The organism is Sphingobium quisquiliarum P25 (assembly GCF_000445065.1).
GTDB classification, from domain to species: Bacteria; Pseudomonadota; Alphaproteobacteria; order Sphingomonadales; family Sphingomonadaceae; genus Sphingobium; species Sphingobium quisquiliarum.
In genome coordinates, this window is the sequence record NZ_ATHO01000037.1 from 46,328 (window position 1) to 63,734 (window position 17,407).

Below are 17,407 nucleotides of genomic sequence, written 5' to 3' on the forward strand. Positions count from 1 at the left end.
GCGTAACGATCTTAGCGCCGCCGCGGATTCCCACTCGCTCCAAAGGAGATGCCGATGAAACTGTCCCGCCCCCTGCTGATCGCCGCTTCCGTCCTCGCGCTGGCCGCATGCGGGAAGAAGGCGCCCAAGGACCTGCCGCCGCCGCCCGCCGGGGATACCAGCGCGCAGACCGGCACCGGCACGGGAACCACCAGCGGCCCGGTCAAGGGCAGCCAGGAGGATTTCGTCGCCTCCGTCTCGTCTGACCGCATCTTCTTCGGCACCGACCAATATGATGTCGATGCGCAGGACCAGCAGACGCTCCAGAGCCAGGCCGCCTGGCTGCAACAGAACCCCAATGTGCGCGTCACGATCGAAGGCCATGCCGACGAACGCGGGACGCGCGACTATAATATCGCGCTGGGCGAACGCCGCGCCAACGCCGCGAAAAACTATCTCGCTTCGCTGGGCATCGACCCCAGCCGGATCAACACGGTGAGCTATGGCAAGGAGCGCCCGGTCGCGCTGGGTTCGGATGAATCCGCCTGGGCGCAGAACCGCCGGGCCGTCACCGTGACTGTCCAATATTAAAGCCTACGGGTCGCGCCAGGCTTTAGGGAGCCCGCCGGTGAGTGGACCGGCGGGCTTTTCCATTGGCGGGGCTTGACCGCCGCGCACTGTGGGGCGTGAGTATAACGGCTTCCCCTCTCCATTTCCGTCCGGGCTGAGCGAAGTCGGAGCCTTCGCTGCGCTCAGGCGGGGTCTTCGACTTCGCTCAGCCCGAACGGTCGGGGCGCGCGGTCACGGCAGGTCACGCTTTATCCCGGCCGGAGCAGTCCCTAAGCCTGCCCCCGGCGCTCGGCGATGCGGCGGGCGATCAGTTCCATCATGTTGACGGTGATTTCGACCGCGGCGTCGGGAACGCCGTCGAACAGATCGCGCGCCAGATCGCCCAGGCGCGCCTCGATCCGTCCGGCAAGGTCCCGCCCCGCAGGCGTGAATTCGACGCGGTTCGATCTTTTGTCCTGCGGATGGGGAAGGCGTTCAATCAGCCCCATCGCCGCGAGCTGATCCAGCGTCCGCACCAGCGATGGCTGGGTGATGCCCAGTTCGTCGGCGAGGTCCGCCTGCCGCACATCCGGCCCCAGCCGGGCGAGATGCACCAGGCACCATCCAGCGCTGGCCGAAACCCGCAACTCCGCCAATGCCTGGTCCGCCAGATGCCGCCAGCTTCGCGCCACCTGCGGCATCTTCTGCACCAGTGCGTGCGTCAGGACGGACCGGGACATCAGGAAGGACGCGCGGCGCTGTCAGTCACGGTCGGCAGCGCCCCTCACTTGCGCCGGGTGCCGGAAAAGCCCGCCGCGCCGAATGCGCCCAGTTGCATGGTGCCGTTGATCGTGTCGCCGTCCACAACCGCTTCGCATTCCATGGTCATCGGCATGGGCAGCGTCATGTTCATCTTCCAGCTGAGCTTGTCGCCGTCCACCTTGCCTTCATCGACGTCCAGCGACCCCATCATGCCAGCAAAGGTGCCATGAAAGCTGTTGCCGGAGCTGATGACCGTGAACACCCCCTTCTGATCGCCCAGCGGCGTCTTCGCCACGCAGTCATAAGCGCCATCGACATTCGCCATCATTCCATCTCCTTGAGCTGCCATCAGTCGGCAAGTGTTCCCATTTCGACGGGCAAGCCCACCGCGTCAAGCTGCGGCCGGACCAGCTTCGCGTCGCCCACGACAACCCAGATCAACCGATCAGGATCGATCGCCTCGCGCGCTGCCTTGTCGAGATCGGCCGCCGTCATCGCCCGGTAAAGGCCGGGCAGCTTTTCGTAAAAGTCGTCCGGCCGGCCCAGCAGGCGGTTGCGCATCATCGCGGCCATCAGGTCGGACGAGGTTTCGAAGCTGCCCGGCAGCGACAATATCTGGCTGTTGATGGTCTGGTTGCGTTCGGCCTCTGTGGTGCCTTTGGTGGTCAGGAAATCGGCTATGTCCTTGCGCGCGGCGGCGATGGACGCGCCGGTCTTGTCCGTCTGCACGGGCGCATAGACCAGCAGCGGGATCGTTTCCTTCACCCCCGGCAGCATGCTGCCAGCGGAATAGGCCCAGCCCTTGCTTTCCCGCAGGTCCATGATCAGCCGCGACGTCGAACTGCCGCCCAGAACTTCATTGGCGGTCAGCAGGGTCACGGGATTATCGGTGCCCTGCTTGTTCGTCAGCAGGCCCGCAAGGATCATCGATTGCGGGCTTTGCGGCTTGTCCACCAGGACGATCCGCGCGGGACGCATCATGCGATCCATGCGGAACAGCTTCGTGCCCCTGGCGACCGCCGGAGCCTTCCAGTCGCCAAAGCGCTTTTCCAGCAGCGGCATGATTTCAGCAAGGCTGGTGTCGCCGGTCACGAAGATGGTCGCATTGTCAGGCCGCATCCATCTGTCATGGAACGCCGCCAGATCCGCCCGCGTGACCGCCTTTACCCCGCTTTCCGTGCCGGAGCCGGTGAAAGGAATGCCGTAGGGATGCGCCCCGCCATAGAGCAATGGCGGCAGCAGACGTTGAGCGATCGGCATCGGCTCGGTCTTTTCAGCGGCGATGCGGGTCAGCAACTGACCGCGAAGCCGCTCGACCTCGGCAGGCGCGAAGGCGGGATTGCGGATGATGTCGGCGAGCAGGCCCAGCGACGCGTCGAGATTGGGCTTGAGCGCATAAAGGCCGACATTGGTGGCATCCATGCCGTTGCTGGCGCCGATCGACGCGCCCAGCCGCTCCTGCTCCTCGGCGATCTGCACCGAGCTGCGCGTTTTCGTGCCTTCGTCCAGCAGGGCCGTGGTCAGCGCCGCCGTGCCCAGCCTGGCCTTGTCATCGGCGGCATTGCCAGCGTCGAAGGAGACAGAAACCCGAACCACCGGAACGGTGGCGCGGCGGGCGAAGACGACCGGGATGCCGTTTTTCAGCTTCGCCTGTTCGACATCGGGGAAGTCCAGATCCTTGACCGGCTCGATCGGCGGTTCGGCGACCTTCGTGCGCGGCGGCGGGGTGGCTGCGACCGGCGCGGGCTTGCCCGGATCGCGGAAATAAGCGGGATGATGCGTCACATTGCCCGCCAGCGCATTATCCTCCGCCGACCGCTCTCCCGGCGCGACGGTCAGGCGGAATACCGGCCGTCCCAGCCATTTGCGCGCGGCGTCGCCAACGGACTGCGGCGTCGCGGCGGCGTAGAGGGCCAGATCCTTCTTATATTTGCCCGGATCATTCGAATAGACCGCGCCTTCGGCCAGCGTCACCGCCTTGCCGCTGAAGCCGCCGACCTTTTCCAGACCGGCGATCGTGCCCGAAAGCTGCTGCGTCGCTGCGCGCTGCACTTCGTCGGCGGCCGGCCCCCTGGCAAGATAATCGGCGAGCAGCTGGTCGAGCCGCTTGCCGACGGCCACGGCGTCCTGCCCCGGCTTCACATCGACCGTGATCTCAGCGATGGACAGCTTCTCGAACGGCTGGATGCTGGCCTTGACGCCGACCGCAACCTTTTCCTGCCGCACCAATATATTGTCGAGGCGGGACGATTTGAGGCCGCCAAACACCGCCATGGCAAGGTCAAGCTGCGGCAGGTCGGCCGAATTGACCCCCGGCACGATCCAGTTGCGGTAAAGCCGGGTCGCCGCGACATTGTCGTGCATCAGCTTTTCGACATCCTTGTCGAGCGTGGGCACCGATGCGTCCACATCCCTGGGCGCGGGCCCCGCGGGAATGTTGCCGAACCACTTTTCGACCTTCGCCCTGGCGGTGGGCACGTCGATGTCCCCGGCCAGCACCAGCACGGCGTTGTTGGGACCGTAATGCGTCTTGAACCAGTTCTGCACGTCGGCAAGGCTGGCGGCGTTCAGGTCGGCCATCGAACCGATGGTCGAATGCCGGTAGGGATGACCTTCGGGCAAGAGGGCCGCGAGCTGCGCATATTCGACGAGGCCATAGGGCTCATTCTCGCCCATGCGCTTTTCATTCTGGACGACGCCCCGCTGGGTATCGAGCTTGGCCTGGGTGACGGCGCCCAGCAGATGGCCCATCCGGTCGGACTCAAGGAACAGCGCCCGGTCGAGCGCGCCCGTGGGCACCGTTTCGAAATAGTTGGTGCGGTCGAACCAGGTGGTGCCGTTCCAGTCGGTCGCGCCGATATCCTCCAGCCTTCCGAAGAACGGCCCATCGGCATTTTCCGACCCGTAGAACATGAGATGTTCGAACAGATGAGCAAAGCCCGTCTTCCCCTTGGGCTCGAAGCGCGATCCAACATGATACCAGACCGACACCGCCACCACCGGCGCCTTGCGATCGGTATGGACGATGACCCGCAGCCCGTTTTTCAGCGTGAACTGCTCATAGGGAATGTCGACCGCGGCGACGAGGCGGGACAGCGGCGCGGGGGCGGCGGCCGGAGCGGGCGCGGCCGCCAGCGCGGGAACGGCCAGGATCGGAAGGGCCAATGAGGACAGGCCAAGCGACAATGCCACGCGGCGCGACAGGGGAAGAAATGACATGAGCGCCCTCATCAAAGGTCGGGATCAGGCCGCAAGGAACAGCGGCAGGCCATGGCAGCATAGCGAGCGGCTTTCACGGCGCAATATGCATTAGGCTGGACAGCGGGAACAGGCGCGATAGGCTATCTGCTTCAAACATAAGAAGGTTCACGCCGATGCGCCCCCTGATGATCTTGCCCGCCCTTGCCCTGACGCTCGCTGTGCCCATGGCCGCAGCAGCGCAGCCCGCCGCCATATCCGCCGGACAGATCCGCGCCGATGTCGCCTTCCTGTCGGACGATCTGCTGGAAGGCCGCGACGCCGGGACGCGCGGCTATGACATCGCGGCCCGCTATGTCGCCGCCCGCTTCGAAGCGCTGGGCCTGCATCAGGCGGTCCGGGACAGCTGGTATCAACCGGTGACGCTGTCGGTCGCGCGGCTGGCCGGGGACAGGAAAGCCTCGCTCACCATCGGCGGCAGGCGGTTCGACAATGGCGGCGACGTCGCCATCGCTCCCTTCGGCCGGGAACCGCAGCAGGCGCTGGAGGCCCAGGCGGTGTTCGTCGGCTATGGCCTGAAATCCGCGCGGGAGAAGATAGACGACTATGCCGGGCTCGACCTGAAAGGCAAGATCGCGGTGGCGCTGTCCGGCTCGCCCGTCGGCATGCCCAGCGAAGTCGGCGCGCATCTGGCCGCCGAAAAGGCGCTGGCCGCGCAGGAAGCGGGCGCCATCGGGTTGATCACCATCCCCACCGACGCCATGCTGGGCCGCACATCCTGGACGAAGATCAAGAGCCGGGCGCAGGAACCGGCTGTCAGCTGGCTGGAGACGGACAGCCAGCCTTTCGTCCGCACCCCCGGCATCCGCATCACCGCCACAGTCAATGATGCGGCCGCTGACGCATTGCTGGCCGGATCGGGCCACAAGCTTGGCGCCCTGCGCGCGCAGGCTGCGAAAAAGGGCGGAAGGCCCAGGGGCTTCGCGCTCAAGCCGTCCGTCCGCATCGAACGGTCCAGCAGCGCCGCCACCGCGCCCAGCCGCAACGTCGTCGCCATCCTGCCCGGTTCCGATCCCGTGCTGGGGCAGGAATATGTCCTGCTGATGGCGCATCTCGATCATCTGGGCGTCAAGGACAGCGCACCGGGCGCGGACAAGATATACAATGGCGCGATGGACAATGCGTCCGGCGTCGCGACCATGCTCGCGGTGGCGAAGGCCTTCGCTGAAAGCGGCCACCGGCCCAAAAGGTCGATCCTGTTCGCCGCGGTCACGGCAGAGGAGGACGGCCTGCTCGGATCGCAATTCCTTGCGAAAAACCCGGTGCTGCCGCAGGGCGGCAAGCTGGTGGGCGTGGTCAATCTCGATATGCCGATCCTGACCTATGACTTTCAGGATGTGGTGGCCTTTGGCGCGGAGCATTCGACGCTTGGGCCGGTCGTCGCGAAGGCGGCGGGAGCGGAGGGCGTCTCGCTCTCTCCCGACCCGCTGCCCGCCGAAGGATTGTTCACGCGATCCGACCATTATCGCTTCGTGCAGGAAGGCGTTCCAGCGGTCTTCCTGATGACGGGTTTTGCGGGACCCGGACGGCAGGCGTTCGAACATTTCCTCAAGACCGACTATCACCAGCCGTCCGATCAGATGAGCCTGCCCTTCAACTGGGACGCGGCCGCCAAGTTCGCCAGGGTCAACTATGCCATCGCGCGCGAGATCGCGGACCAGCCGCAAGCGCCGCGCTGGTACAAGGGAGATTTCTTTGGCGACGCCTTTGCGCCGGACGCGGCGAAGGCGGCCAAACCGTAAAGCTCACCCCGCGAAGGCAGGAGCCTGGTTCCGCCTTCTGAACCCGGTTTCCGTCTTCGCAGGAACATGGAGTATCAGTCTAAGGAATTTTGCGTAGCGCCTCTTGTGTGTCTTTTATGCCACATTACATCCGGGCAAGTTTCACGAAGGGTTAGCTCATGAACCTCGAAAAATTCACTGACCGCGCCAAGGGATTCCTACAGTCGGCCCAGACCGTCGCAATTCGGATGAACCATCAGCGGATCAGCCCGGAGCATCTGTTGAAGGCGCTGCTGGAGGATAATCAGGGCATGGCGTCCGGCCTGATCAAGGCGGCGGGCGGCGATGCCGCCGTGGCGGCGCGGGAGACCGACGCGGCGCTGGCAAAGGTGCCCGCCGTGTCCGGCAGCGGAGCGCAGCAGACCCCCGGCCTCGACAATGATGCGGTGCGGGTGCTGGACAGCGCGGAGCAGGTCGCGGCCAAGGCGGGCGACAGCTTCGTCACCGTCGAGCGGCTGTTGCTGGCGCTCACCCTCGCCACCACGACGGCGGCGGGCAAGGCTTTGGCGGCGGCGGGCGTGAAGGCGGAAGGGCTGAACGCGGCGATCAACAGTCTGCGCGGCGGGCGCACGGCCGATACGGCAGGTGCGGAGGATCGCTATGACGCGCTCAAGAAATTCGCCCGCGACCTGACGGAAGCGGCGCGTGAAGGCAAGCTGGACCCGGTGATCGGCCGTGACGAGGAAATTCGCCGGACGATCCAGATCCTGGCGCGGCGGACCAAGAACAACCCCGTGCTGATCGGTGATCCGGGCGTGGGCAAGACCGCGATCGCGGAGGGCCTCGCGCTGCGCATCGCCAATGGCGACGTGCCCGACACGCTGAAGGACCGCACGCTGATGGCGCTCGACATGGGGTCGCTGATCGCGGGGGCGAAATATCGCGGCGAGTTCGAGGAGCGGCTGAAAGGCGTTCTGGATGAAGTGAAGGCTGGCGAAGGCCAGATCGTCCTGTTCATCGATGAGATGCACACGCTGATCGGCGCGGGCAAATCCGAAGGCGCGATGGATGCGGGCAATCTGCTGAAACCGGCGCTGGCGCGCGGCGAGTTGCACTGCATCGGCGCGACGACGCTGGATGAATATCGCAAATATGTCGAGAAGGACCCCGCGCTCCAGCGGCGGTTCCAGCCCGTGTTCGTGGGCGAGCCGACGGTGGAGGACACCATCTCCATCCTGCGGGGCCTCAAGGAGAAATATGAGCTGCACCATGGGGTGCGGATCACTGATGGCGCGATCGTCAGCGCGGCGACGCTGTCCAACCGCTACATCACCGACCGTTTCCTGCCCGACAAGGCGATCGACCTGATGGACGAGGCCGCGTCGCGCTTGCGCATGGAGGTGGAAAGCAAGCCGGAAGAGATCGAGACGCTCGACCGGCGGATCATCCAGCTCAAGATCGAACGCGAGGCATTGCGCAAGGAGACTGACAAGGCGTCGAAGGATCGTCTGGAGGCGCTGGAGGAAGATCTCGCCAATCTGGAGGAACAGTCGGCGGCGCTGACGCAGCGCTGGCAGGCGGAGAAGGACAAGATTGCGGGCGAAAGCAAGCTCAAGGAGCAGCTGGACGCCGCGCGTGTGGAGCTGGAGCAGGCGCAGCGGGCGGGCGACCTCGCCAAGGCGGGCGAGCTGGCCTATGGGCGCATTCCCGAGCTGGAGCGCAAGATCGCCGAGGCGGAAGGCGCGACAGAGGGCGCGATGCTGCGCGAGGAAGTGACGAGCGAGGACATTGCCTCGGTCGTGTCGCGCTGGACCGGGATCCCCGTCGACAAGATGATGGAAGGCGAGCGGGAGAAGCTGCTCGCCATGGAAGAGGAACTGGGCAAGCGCGTCATCGGGCAGGCCGATGCGGTGAAGGCCGTGTCGACAGCCGTGCGCCGGTCGCGGGCTGGCTTGCAGGACCCGAACCGGCCGCTTGGGTCGTTCCTGTTCCTGGGGCCAACGGGCGTCGGCAAGACGGAGTTGACCAAGGCGCTTGCCGGATTCCTGTTCGACGACGACAGCGCGATGGTGCGCATCGACATGAGCGAGTTCATGGAGAAGCACTCGGTCGCCCGGCTGATCGGCGCGCCTCCGGGCTATGTCGGCTATGAGGAAGGCGGCGTGCTGACCGAAGCAGTGCGGCGGCGGCCCTATCAGGTCGTGCTGTTCGACGAGGTGGAGAAGGCGCATGGCGACGTGTTCAACGTGCTGCTGCAAGTGCTGGATGATGGCCGCCTGACCGATGGGCAGGGACGCACTGTGGACTTCACCAACACGATCATCGTGCTGACATCGAACCTGGGCAGCCAGTTCATTGCGGGCCTTGCCGATGACGAGCCTGTGGAGAAGGTCGAGGACCAGGTGATGGACATCGTCCGCGCCCATTTCCGGCCGGAATTCCTGAACCGGCTGGACGAGGTGATCCTGTTCCACCGCTTGGGTCCGAGCCATATGGCGCCCATCGTGGACATTCAGGTCGCACGCGTGGCGAAGCTGCTGAAGGACCGCAAGGTGACGCTGGACCTGACGGACGGCGCGCGGGCGTGGCTGGGGCGGGTCGGTTACGATCCGATCTATGGTGCCCGGCCGTTGAAGCGGGCGGTGCAGAAATATCTGCAAGACCCGCTGGCGGACCTGATCCTGCGCGGCGAAGTGCCCGATGGATCAACGGTGCGCGTGGATGAAGGCGATGGCGCGCTCAAGCTGAGCGTGGGGTGATGTCTCCATGCTCCTGCCCTCGCAGGCGCGCATAGCACAAAGGGGCGCTTCCGTGATGGAAGCGCCCCTCCTTTTTTGCCTTTGCGAGACCCGAAGGATCAGTAGTTCACCTTGATACCCATGTTGAAGTAGCGGCCAAGGATACCCAAACCACCCTGAACCGGGTTGTAGGCGTGGGCGCCATAGGTCACCGGATCAATCGGTGGCAGATCGTCGAACACGTTCAGCATGCTGGCGTAGAAGGTGAAGTTGTCGTTCACCCGGACCTGCGCATTGAGGTCGAAAGTCAGGTAATCATCGACCTTGCACGGCAGATAACCGGCGGTCATCTGGCCGCAGTCCTTATAGTCGTCACCCTGGTCCATGGCCGACAGGTCATAGCCGCCGAAGAAGTTCAGCGTGCCGGTCAGCGCGAACTTGCCAAAGTCCAGCGTGTTGAGCCAGGTGCCGCGCCATTTCGGCGTGCCCGACCCTGCGGTCAGGTTGAAGTTGCCGAGCGTGCCGTCATAGCGCTGGGTCGACCCGTCGGGGAAGGTCGTGGACAGCTTGATGATATAGCTGCCTTCCAGCGAAGTCGTCCAGGTGATGCTGTCATTGAGCTTGATCTGCGCGTTCGCCGCGAAATCGAGGCCCTGCGACTTGATCGTGTCGGCGTTGATGAAGCCGGACTGGACGAAAGCGACGCGCGGCTGGCGCGTATCGCCCGGAGCGATGGGCACATCTTCGATGATGTTGAAGCCCGCGGGGATCGGCTGTCCGGCATAGTAGGCTTGGAGCGCCGGAGTGTTATCCGCGGTTGTGATCGCACCCGTCTTCTTGATGTTATAATAATCGACGGAGAAGCTGACATTGCGCATCGGCTCAACCAGGATGCCCAGCGTGAAGCTGCGCGACTTTTCAGGCTTGAGGTCAGGGTTGCTCAGCGAAGTCTGACCATAGCTGCCGTTGCGAATATATTGCGGGCAAGCATCATCGAAAGTGGCCACGGTGCAGCCATATTGCGCCAGATAGGCATCGTTGAAGATATTTGCCGTGTTGGTCACGAAGCCGGTCGTCGGGAAGGTCGCGTTCGCTTCCCCGAAGCTGGGGATGCGGAAACCCTTCGAATAGGTGCCGCGCAGCAGCACTTCACGCACTGGCTTGAACTTCACGCCCACCTTGGGAGAGAAGTTGTCTATCCCGCCCGAATAGCGGTCGTAACGGCCCGAGGCGTTCAATTCGACCTGATCGATGATGGGAGCGATCAGTTCCGCATAGGCCGAATAGACCTTGCGATCGCCCTTCACGGCAAAGCCGTTCAAGCGATAATAGCGTTCCGTGCCGCCATTGATGTCGGAATTGAGCGACGGAGAGTCGATCGCTTCATAGCGGAACGATACGCCCGCGCCGAACTGGAGCGGCCCACCGGGCAGGTCGATGAGGCTGCCCTGAACCGTTCCCTGAACCTGTACGAGGTCCGAAGTGGAGGTCGCGGTGGCCGTGGGCATCAGATAGTCCAGCGTAGCCTGGCTGTTTGCCGCCGGATTGATGAAGTTGAAGCTGCCATCGGCGATCACGTCGAGCAGATGCTGGATGTACACATAGCCGTCCGACTTGCGGCGAAGGTCCATGTGCATCGCGGTGGCGTCGACCTGATAGCTCCAATTGTCGTTGATCGGTCCCTTGATCCCGATCGCGCCGCGATAGGCGCGCGTGCGGGATTCGTCATGCTCGATGGAATTGGGAAGACGGCCGATGATGGCGGCATTCTGCCCTTCCGCCGCAAACGGATTGTTGGGGTTCAGCGTTCCGTTCGCCGCCGTGCAGGCGACGGTCGTGCCACGGGGGCAGACATAGACCGGCAGCTGAAGGATCGTATTGCCGCCATAATAAGCGACATTGCCCGAGGTCGAGTAGCGCGGGAAGTAGAAAGGCGCTGGCGCATTGGCCCTGATCGTGGTGGGCAGGCCATCATAGCCGACGTCGGTTTGCAGGAAGTTGAACTGCGCATAGGCTTCGCTGTCATCGCCGATCCGCGCCGTGAAGCGCGCCGACAGCCCGAAGCGCTGGATGTCGGGATTGATGACGCCATAATTGTTCGTCAGATCTTCCTGGCACACCGTGGTCGGAGCGGCGGCGTTGATCAGGTTGCCGTCAGGGTCCGTTGCCGCCAGATCATCAGGCGTAAGCGTATAGGGCGTGCTCCGGTTGCAGCCAGCCAAGGGATTGAGAATCTGGTAGCGGCCGGTCTGCGCACCGGTTGCCGAAGCAGGATTGGCGCGGCGAACGAAGAAAGTGCTGCCGGTATTAGTGACGACAGGGCTGAAACCGGGATAGGCGCCGGTGTCGTCAAGACCGTCAACGACATTGTTGGGACCGCAATTGCCGTCACGGCAGATATTGCGATAATCGTCGCTGTTATAAGGATAGGGCCGCTGATTATTTTTCAGCTGCTTGCTCTTATAGTAAAAGCCGCTGATGTAGGCATTGTAGCCATCGTCATCGATGTCGCCCTTGCCCGCCGTCAGTGACAAACGGTACTGAGCACCGTCGCCCCGGCTGGAAATGCCTGTTTCGGCACGGCCGGAAATGCCCTTGAATTCGCGCTTGGTGATGATGTTGACGACACCCGCGATCGCGTCCGCGCCGTAGCTGGACGACGCCCCGTCGCGCAGCACCTCGACATGGTCGACAATGTCATCAGGGATCGTGTTCAGATCGACGAAGTTGCGCGTGCCGTCATCCGACAGCGGGTAATAAGCGGCGCGCATGCCGTCGAACAGCACGAGCGTGGAATTGGTCGAAAGGCCGCGAAGCGACACGGCCGATGCACCGGCTGCGAACGCGCCGTTGGCGGAGAAGCTGTTGGTCAGCGCCGGGCCATTGTTGGAGGCAATCCGCTGAATGCCCTCCTGCACCGTGCTGATGCCACGCTGGTCGAGATTTTCGACTGAGATGGTGGTCACCGGCGAAGGTGTTTCCGCATCCGTCCGGCGGATGATGGATCCCGTAACGATAATCACGTCGCCTTCCGGCTCGGCGGCCTGGGCGGCGACGGCGTCCGGCGAAGTGTCTTGCGCATAGGCAGGTGCGGCCACAGCAGCGAAGCCTGCGCCGGTGAAGGCGAGCGCCCGCAGCGCCGCGCTGGCGCGCAGCCATCCGTAGTTAGAATTGTTCCTCACAGTCCAGTCCCTTGCTCTGGAGTCGCGCAGATGGCTCTGCACGCCTTAGTGTGACGCATGAAAAGGAGTGTAAGGAGCCCGACAGCAAACCCCTTTCCATACGTGCTGCGGCCAGTCTGCGCAGTCGTTGTAAGAGTGTAAAGCAACGTTGATGGGGCGGGATAAAATTGTTCTTTTACTGTCGTAAATTTGCCACATAGGCGTCATGACAGCGAAAAGGCAGCCATGATAATAATGTTATAGCAACAAAGCGGGCGCCGGAATTTCTGATCAAACAGCGCGTTTGACAGAGAGCGATATTGCGCGAGCCAGCTATGAAGCGGGCATTGGTCCAGCCGCCAATAACGGATCGACGCGCGCATCGTTCCATCGCAATCCCCAGTGGAGATGAGGCCCCGTCGCCCGGCCGGTCGATCCGACCGATCCGATCCGTTGCCCTTGCCGCACCGTGTCGCCCGTCTTCACGTCGATGCCGGACAGGTGCAGGAAAGCACTGCTGAGGCCATGACCATGATCGATCATCAGCAGCCTGCCTTCCAGCGTGAATGGCCGGTCTGCGGCCAATATCACCACGCCGTCCGCTGGCGCGAAGACCGGCTGTCCTGTCGATCCGGCTATATCGATCCCGCCATGATAGCTTCCCGGCACCCCCTGATAGATGCGCTGCGATCCGAACAGGCCGGAGATGCGCCCGATTCGCGGCCACAGGAATTTCTGACGCCACCCCTGCGCGCCGGTCACCTTTGCGCGGGCAGCGGCGATCTGCGCCAGTTCGGGGCGGCGCAAGGCGAAGAAGGCTTCATTGTCCCTGACCGGGCGCAAGGGCGCATTGACCCGCTCGATCCGCCAGGCGCCGGGTGCGACACTGAGCAGGCGATCGATTGTCCGCCCGTCAGCCAGCCGGGCGGCGAGACGCGCCTGCGCCGGAGCATCGCGGTCGAAGCCGATGAGAAAGCGGCCATCAACGTCCACAGGCACGATCTGGTCATCGAGCCGCAGTTCGACCGTACCCGCAGGCGCGGCGCCGGTGAGGATGCCGCCCTGCACCGGCTGTCCCTGCAAGACGATGCTGGCTTGCTCCTGCGGCGCGCCGGGTGACGGGGCAGCCGCGAAAGTGATCGCCAGAGCCGCGAGAACAAGGCGCAGCTTCATCGCGGCCGAATGATCAGGAAGTTAAAAGAAACCAGGCTTCTACCCACCGCGCGCCTTCAATTCGGCCTGGGCGGAAATTTCGGCGCTCGCATAGGGCTCCTGCCGGGCGATGCTCCAATAGAGCAGGTCATCCAGCGGAATCTTCTGCCCGGTGACGGCGCAGACGACATGATCCCCCGCCTGCAAAATGCGGAAGCTGTAGGCCATATAATGCAGCCGGGCCGGGCGATCGCGGTTGGACATCAGCATGGGATCAGGCGGCCTTTTTCTCTTTCGGACGGCATCAGGAAAAAAGGTCCTGCTGCCGGGTTTCCCCGCCTTCACGCGGCTTGCGGGAAGGACGGGGCACAGGGGATATAGCTTGGCTTTGCGGCTTCTCAAGGGGGGACGGGAGCGCGCCGCCCTCCACGGTCGCCGCGATCGCGCCATCGGCGAAATGGAGCGAAACCGCGCCTGCCGCTTCCGCATCCGCGACCGTCTTGACGAGGCGGCCGCCCGCCATGACGCGGGCGAAGCCGCGCTGGAGGGGGAGGTCCGGATTGACCGACACGAACAGGCGCGACAGGCGGTCGAATGCGGTGGCGCGGTCCTGAAAGACGCGGGTGAGATAATCCGGGCGCAGGCGAAGGCGGTCGAGACGCTCCGCCGCGCGGCTCAGATGCTGGCGCAGCAGCGCGGGGCGAAGCGCGCCGCCCGCCTGATTGAGGTGCGCCCGCGCGTCGCCGATGCGGTGGCGCAGGCAATTGCCCAGATTGTCCGAAAGCTGGTCCAGCCGCTGCCGCTGCGGCGCGAGCAAGGCATCGGGCGCAGGCATCAACCGCGCCTGCATCTCCAGCCGCTCGCGCGCCTGCCCCGCGCCGCGCCGGACGGCACGCTCCATGCGCAGCCCCTGCTCCTTCAACATGGTCACCAGCTCGGCGCGCACAGGAACCGCCATTTCGGCCGCGGCGGTGGGCGTGGGCGCGCGCATGTCGGCGGCATAGTCGCACAGCGTCGTGTCCGTTTCATGCCCCACCGCCGATATGACCGGGATGGAGCATTCGGCGACCGCGCGAATGACGGCTTCCTCGTTGAAGCTCCATAAATCCTCGATCGACCCGCCGCCGCGCGCCACGATCACCAGATCAGGCCGGGGAACCGGTCCGCCCGGCTGCATCGCGCTGAACCCGCGCACCGCGCGCGCGACCTGATCCGCCGCGCCCTGCCCCTGCACCAGCACGGGCCAGAGCAGCACATGGGTGGGACAACGATCCTCCAGACGATGCAATATGTCGCGAATGACGGCGCCGGTCGGCGATGTCACGACGCCGATCGTCCGGGGCATGAAGGGCAGCGGGCGCTTGCGGCTCCGGTCGAACAGCCCTTCGGCGCTGAGCTTCGCCTTGAGCTTTTCAAGCAGCGCCATCAACGCGCCTTCGCCCGCCAGTTCCATGCGTTCGATGACGATCTGATATTTGGACCGGCCGGGATAGGTGGTGAGCTTGCCGGTCGCGATCACTTCGACGCCGTCTTGCGGCGCGAAGGGAAGCCGGGCCGCGCCGCCCTTCCACATCACGCCATCTATGACGGCATTATCGTCCTTGAGGCACAGGTAGATATGTCCCGAAGCCGCCCGCTTATAGCCCGAAATCTCGCCGCGCAGGCGCACATGGCCGAAGCGGTCCTCGACCGTGCGCTTCAACTGCGCGGACAATTCGCTCACCGACAGCGGCGGCGCGTTGTCCCCTGCCCGTTCCTCGGCTAACAGGCGGCCCGACGCATCGAAACCAGCTTCACATTCCGGGGACATGGGCGAAATGAACATCCTTCTGCTAGGCGGCGGTGGCCGCGAACATGCGCTGGCCTGGAAGCTGGCGCAATCGCCCTTGGTCAAGACACTATATGCCGCGCCGGGCAATCCGGGCATAGCCCAGCATGCGGCGCTGGTCGACCTTGACGTGACCGATCATCGCGCGGTCGTGGATTTCTGCCTGCGCCAGTCGATCGGGCTGGTGGTGATCGGGCCGGAAGCGCCGCTGGTGGAGGGGCTGGCCGACAATCTTCGGGTGAAGGGCTATCCCGTGTTCGGGCCGGGGAAGAAGGCCGCCCAGCTGGAAGGATCGAAGGGCTTCACCAAGGATTTGTGCAAGCGCGCGGGAATCCCCACGGCGGCGTATGAACGGGTCCACAGCAAGGATGGAGCGATCGCGGCGCTCGACGATTTCGGCCTGCCGGTGGTGATCAAGGCCGATGGCCTCGCGGCGGGCAAGGGCGTGATCATCGCCGAAACGCGCGAGGAGGCGGTCGAGGCGCTGGAGTCCATGTTCTCCGGCGCGTTCGGCGGCGCTGGCGCGGAGGTCGTGCTGGAGGAGTTCATGACCGGCGAGGAAGCGAGCTTCTTCGCCCTGACCGACGGGAAGGCCATCCTGCCCTTCGGATCGGCGCAGGATCACAAGCGGGTGGGCGACGGCGACACCGGACCAAATACCGGCGGCATGGGCGCCTACAGCCCGGCGCGGGTGCTGACGCCCGAATTGGAGGCGGAGGTCATGGAAAGGATCATCCGCCCGACCGTGGACACCCTAGCCGCCGAAGGGACGCCCTATTCCGGCGTGCTCTATGCGGGACTCATGCTCACCAGCGAAGGGCCCAAGCTGATCGAATATAATGCCCGCTTTGGCGATCCCGAATGCCAGGTGCTGATGATGCGCTTCGATGGCGATCTGGCCGCGCTGCTGCTCGCGGTGGCGCAAGGCAGGCTTGCGGACCAGGGGCCGGTGCAGCTTGCCGGCCGGACGGCGCTTACCATCGTCATGGCGGCAAGGGGCTATCCGGGTACGCCGGAAAAGGGCGGCGAGATCAGCGGCATCGACGCGGCGGAAGCAGGCGGCGCGCGCGTCTTTCACGCGGGGACGGCGGAAAAGGACGGCGTGCTGGTGGCCAATGGCGGGCGCGTGCTGAACGTCACGGCGACGGGCGATTCCGTAAGCGAGGCACAGGCCGCCGCCTATCGCGCGGTCGATGCCATCAGCTTTCCCACAGGCTTCTGCCGCCGGGACATCGGCTGGCGGGAAGTGGCGCGCGAGACGCGGTGAAGGGGGCAGGTCCCCCTTGCTACAGGCGGCCGGGCATCCTTAGATAGCCGCCGTAACAGGGAGGAGCGAGAGAATGCAGGAATTTTTGATGGACTACGGCCTTTGGCTGCTGGTCGGACTGTTGGTCATCATCGCCCTTGTGTTCCTGCTGGGGGGACGGCGGAAGGGGGATGTTCCCGGCGAAAGCGCCAGCGTCGCCGCCACGCCGCCCGAAGCCGCGCCCATCGCCACGCAGGCGGCAGCGCCGCTCAGTGCTACCGCCATCGATCCCGTGGCTACTTCCGCGCTTGAGCCAGTTGCAACGCCTGAACCGGCGGAGGCGCAGCAGCCGATCCCCGCTTCTCCCTCCATCGCCATGCCTGTCAGCGAGGGCGACAATCTGCTGCGGATGAAGGGCATCGGGCCGAAGCTCAACCAGCTGCTCACCGATCTGGGCGTCACCAGCTATGCGCAGATCGCGAACTGGACGGACGCCGACATCGCCGCGATCGATGCCAAGCTGGGCAATTTCAAGGGACGCCCGGTGCGCGACCAATGGGTGGACCAGGCGAAATACCTGGCGGCGGGGGACTTTGCCGGCTTTGAAGCCAAATATGGCAAGCTCTGACCGTCAGGGTTGCAGGCTCGCTCCTGTTCCTGCGGCGCGCCGGGGCCTGACAGGCCGCTGATGGAATGATCAGCCGCGCGCCAGCAGGTCGCGCGCGCGTGGGCCGAGCCGCTCCGTGGCCGCTTCGTGGATGCCGGGCGCGGCGCATAGCAGGCCGAAGGCTGTGGGTTCCGGCCGGTTGAAGGAGAGAGGCTCTCCCAAGGCGTCGGTGACCACCGCGCCCGCTTCCTGCGCGATCAGGGCGGCGGCGGCGACATCCCACTCATTGCCCCAGCGGACGGTGGCGACCAGATCCGCCTCATCAGCCGCGACCATCGCCATGCGCAGGGCGATGCTGTTGGGCTTTTCCACGGTAACGAGATCCCTGTCATGCCGGGGCAGTTGA

The 17,407-nt window shown here is 64.6% G+C and carries 13 protein-coding genes; 5 read left to right on the top strand and 8 right to left on the bottom strand.

Annotated features, from left to right (window positions below):
• Nucleotides 1-54: 54 nt before the first annotated feature.
• The gene (pal, locus tag L288_RS26635; protein WP_021237200.1) at nt 55-570 is read left to right on the top strand and encodes a peptidoglycan-associated lipoprotein Pal; all 516 of its coding nucleotides are present in this window, start codon (nt 55-57) and stop codon (nt 568-570) included.
• Nucleotides 571-818: 248 nt separating this feature from the next.
• On the opposite strand, the gene L288_RS26640 is transcribed toward pal, so the two are convergent.
• Genes L288_RS26640 through L288_RS26650 form a run of 3 tightly spaced genes read right to left on the bottom strand, consistent with a single transcriptional unit; the run spans nt 819 to nt 4,509 of the window.
• Nucleotides 819-1,268, bottom strand: a complete 450-nt coding sequence (locus L288_RS26640) for a MarR family winged helix-turn-helix transcriptional regulator (RefSeq protein ID WP_021237201.1) — start codon at nt 1,266-1,268, stop codon at nt 819-821.
• Between the two features lie 44 nt (nt 1,269-1,312).
• Nucleotides 1,313-1,615, bottom strand: a complete 303-nt coding sequence (locus L288_RS26645; protein ID WP_030539195.1) for a hypothetical protein — start codon at nt 1,613-1,615, stop codon at nt 1,313-1,315.
• Between the two features lie 23 nt (nt 1,616-1,638).
• Nucleotides 1,639-4,509 (bottom strand): M16 family metallopeptidase, encoded by a 2,871-nt coding sequence (locus L288_RS26650; protein ID WP_021237203.1) that lies wholly within the window; start codon nt 4,507-4,509, stop codon nt 1,639-1,641.
• A 167-nt stretch (nt 4,510-4,676) separates the two neighbouring features.
• On the opposite strand from L288_RS26650, the gene L288_RS26655 reads away from it, so the two are divergent.
• Nucleotides 4,677-6,290, top strand: coding sequence for a M28 family metallopeptidase (locus L288_RS26655; RefSeq protein WP_236613001.1), 1,614 nt, complete (start codon nt 4,677-4,679; stop codon nt 6,288-6,290).
• A gap of 158 nt (nt 6,291-6,448) precedes the next feature.
• A complete protein-coding gene (gene clpB / locus L288_RS26660; protein ID WP_021237205.1) occupies nt 6,449-9,028 on the top strand; it encodes an ATP-dependent chaperone ClpB in 2,580 nt (859 codons plus the stop codon).
• Between the two features lie 98 nt (nt 9,029-9,126).
• Here the strand turns inward: clpB and L288_RS26665 are convergent, their stop codons facing one another.
• The 4 genes from L288_RS26665 to xseA all read right to left on the bottom strand — a co-directional run bounded on the left by L288_RS26665 (nt 9,127) and on the right by xseA (nt 15,130).
• On the bottom strand, nt 9,127-12,189 hold the full coding sequence (locus L288_RS26665; RefSeq protein ID WP_021237206.1) for a TonB-dependent receptor domain-containing protein: 3,063 nt from the start codon (nt 12,187-12,189) through the stop codon (nt 9,127-9,129).
• A 312-nt stretch (nt 12,190-12,501) separates the two neighbouring features.
• A complete protein-coding gene (locus L288_RS26670; RefSeq protein ID WP_021237207.1) occupies nt 12,502-13,341 on the bottom strand; it encodes a M23 family metallopeptidase in 840 nt (279 codons plus the stop codon).
• Nucleotides 13,342-13,380: 39 nt separating this feature from the next.
• Complete coding sequence (locus L288_RS26675) at nt 13,381-13,590, bottom strand: DUF2093 domain-containing protein (protein WP_021237208.1); 210 nt, start codon at nt 13,588-13,590, stop codon at nt 13,381-13,383.
• 34 nt (nt 13,591-13,624) lie between these two features.
• The gene (xseA, locus tag L288_RS26680) at nt 13,625-15,130 is read right to left on the bottom strand and encodes an exodeoxyribonuclease VII large subunit (RefSeq protein ID WP_021237209.1); all 1,506 of its coding nucleotides are present in this window, start codon (nt 15,128-15,130) and stop codon (nt 13,625-13,627) included.
• A 7-nt stretch (nt 15,131-15,137) separates the two neighbouring features.
• Between xseA and purD the strand changes: the two genes are divergently transcribed.
• Nucleotides 15,138-16,415, top strand: coding sequence for a phosphoribosylamine--glycine ligase (purD, locus tag L288_RS26685; RefSeq protein ID WP_030539187.1), 1,278 nt, complete (start codon nt 15,138-15,140; stop codon nt 16,413-16,415).
• Nucleotides 16,416-16,488: 73 nt separating this feature from the next.
• Nucleotides 16,489-17,022, top strand: a complete 534-nt coding sequence (locus tag L288_RS26690) for a hypothetical protein (protein ID WP_021237211.1) — start codon at nt 16,489-16,491, stop codon at nt 17,020-17,022.
• A 69-nt stretch (nt 17,023-17,091) separates the two neighbouring features.
• Here L288_RS26690 and L288_RS26695 read toward each other — a convergent pair.
• Nucleotides 17,092-17,407: inositol monophosphatase family protein (locus L288_RS26695; protein WP_021237212.1), on the bottom strand; the 316-nt coding region annotated here is incomplete at its 5' end.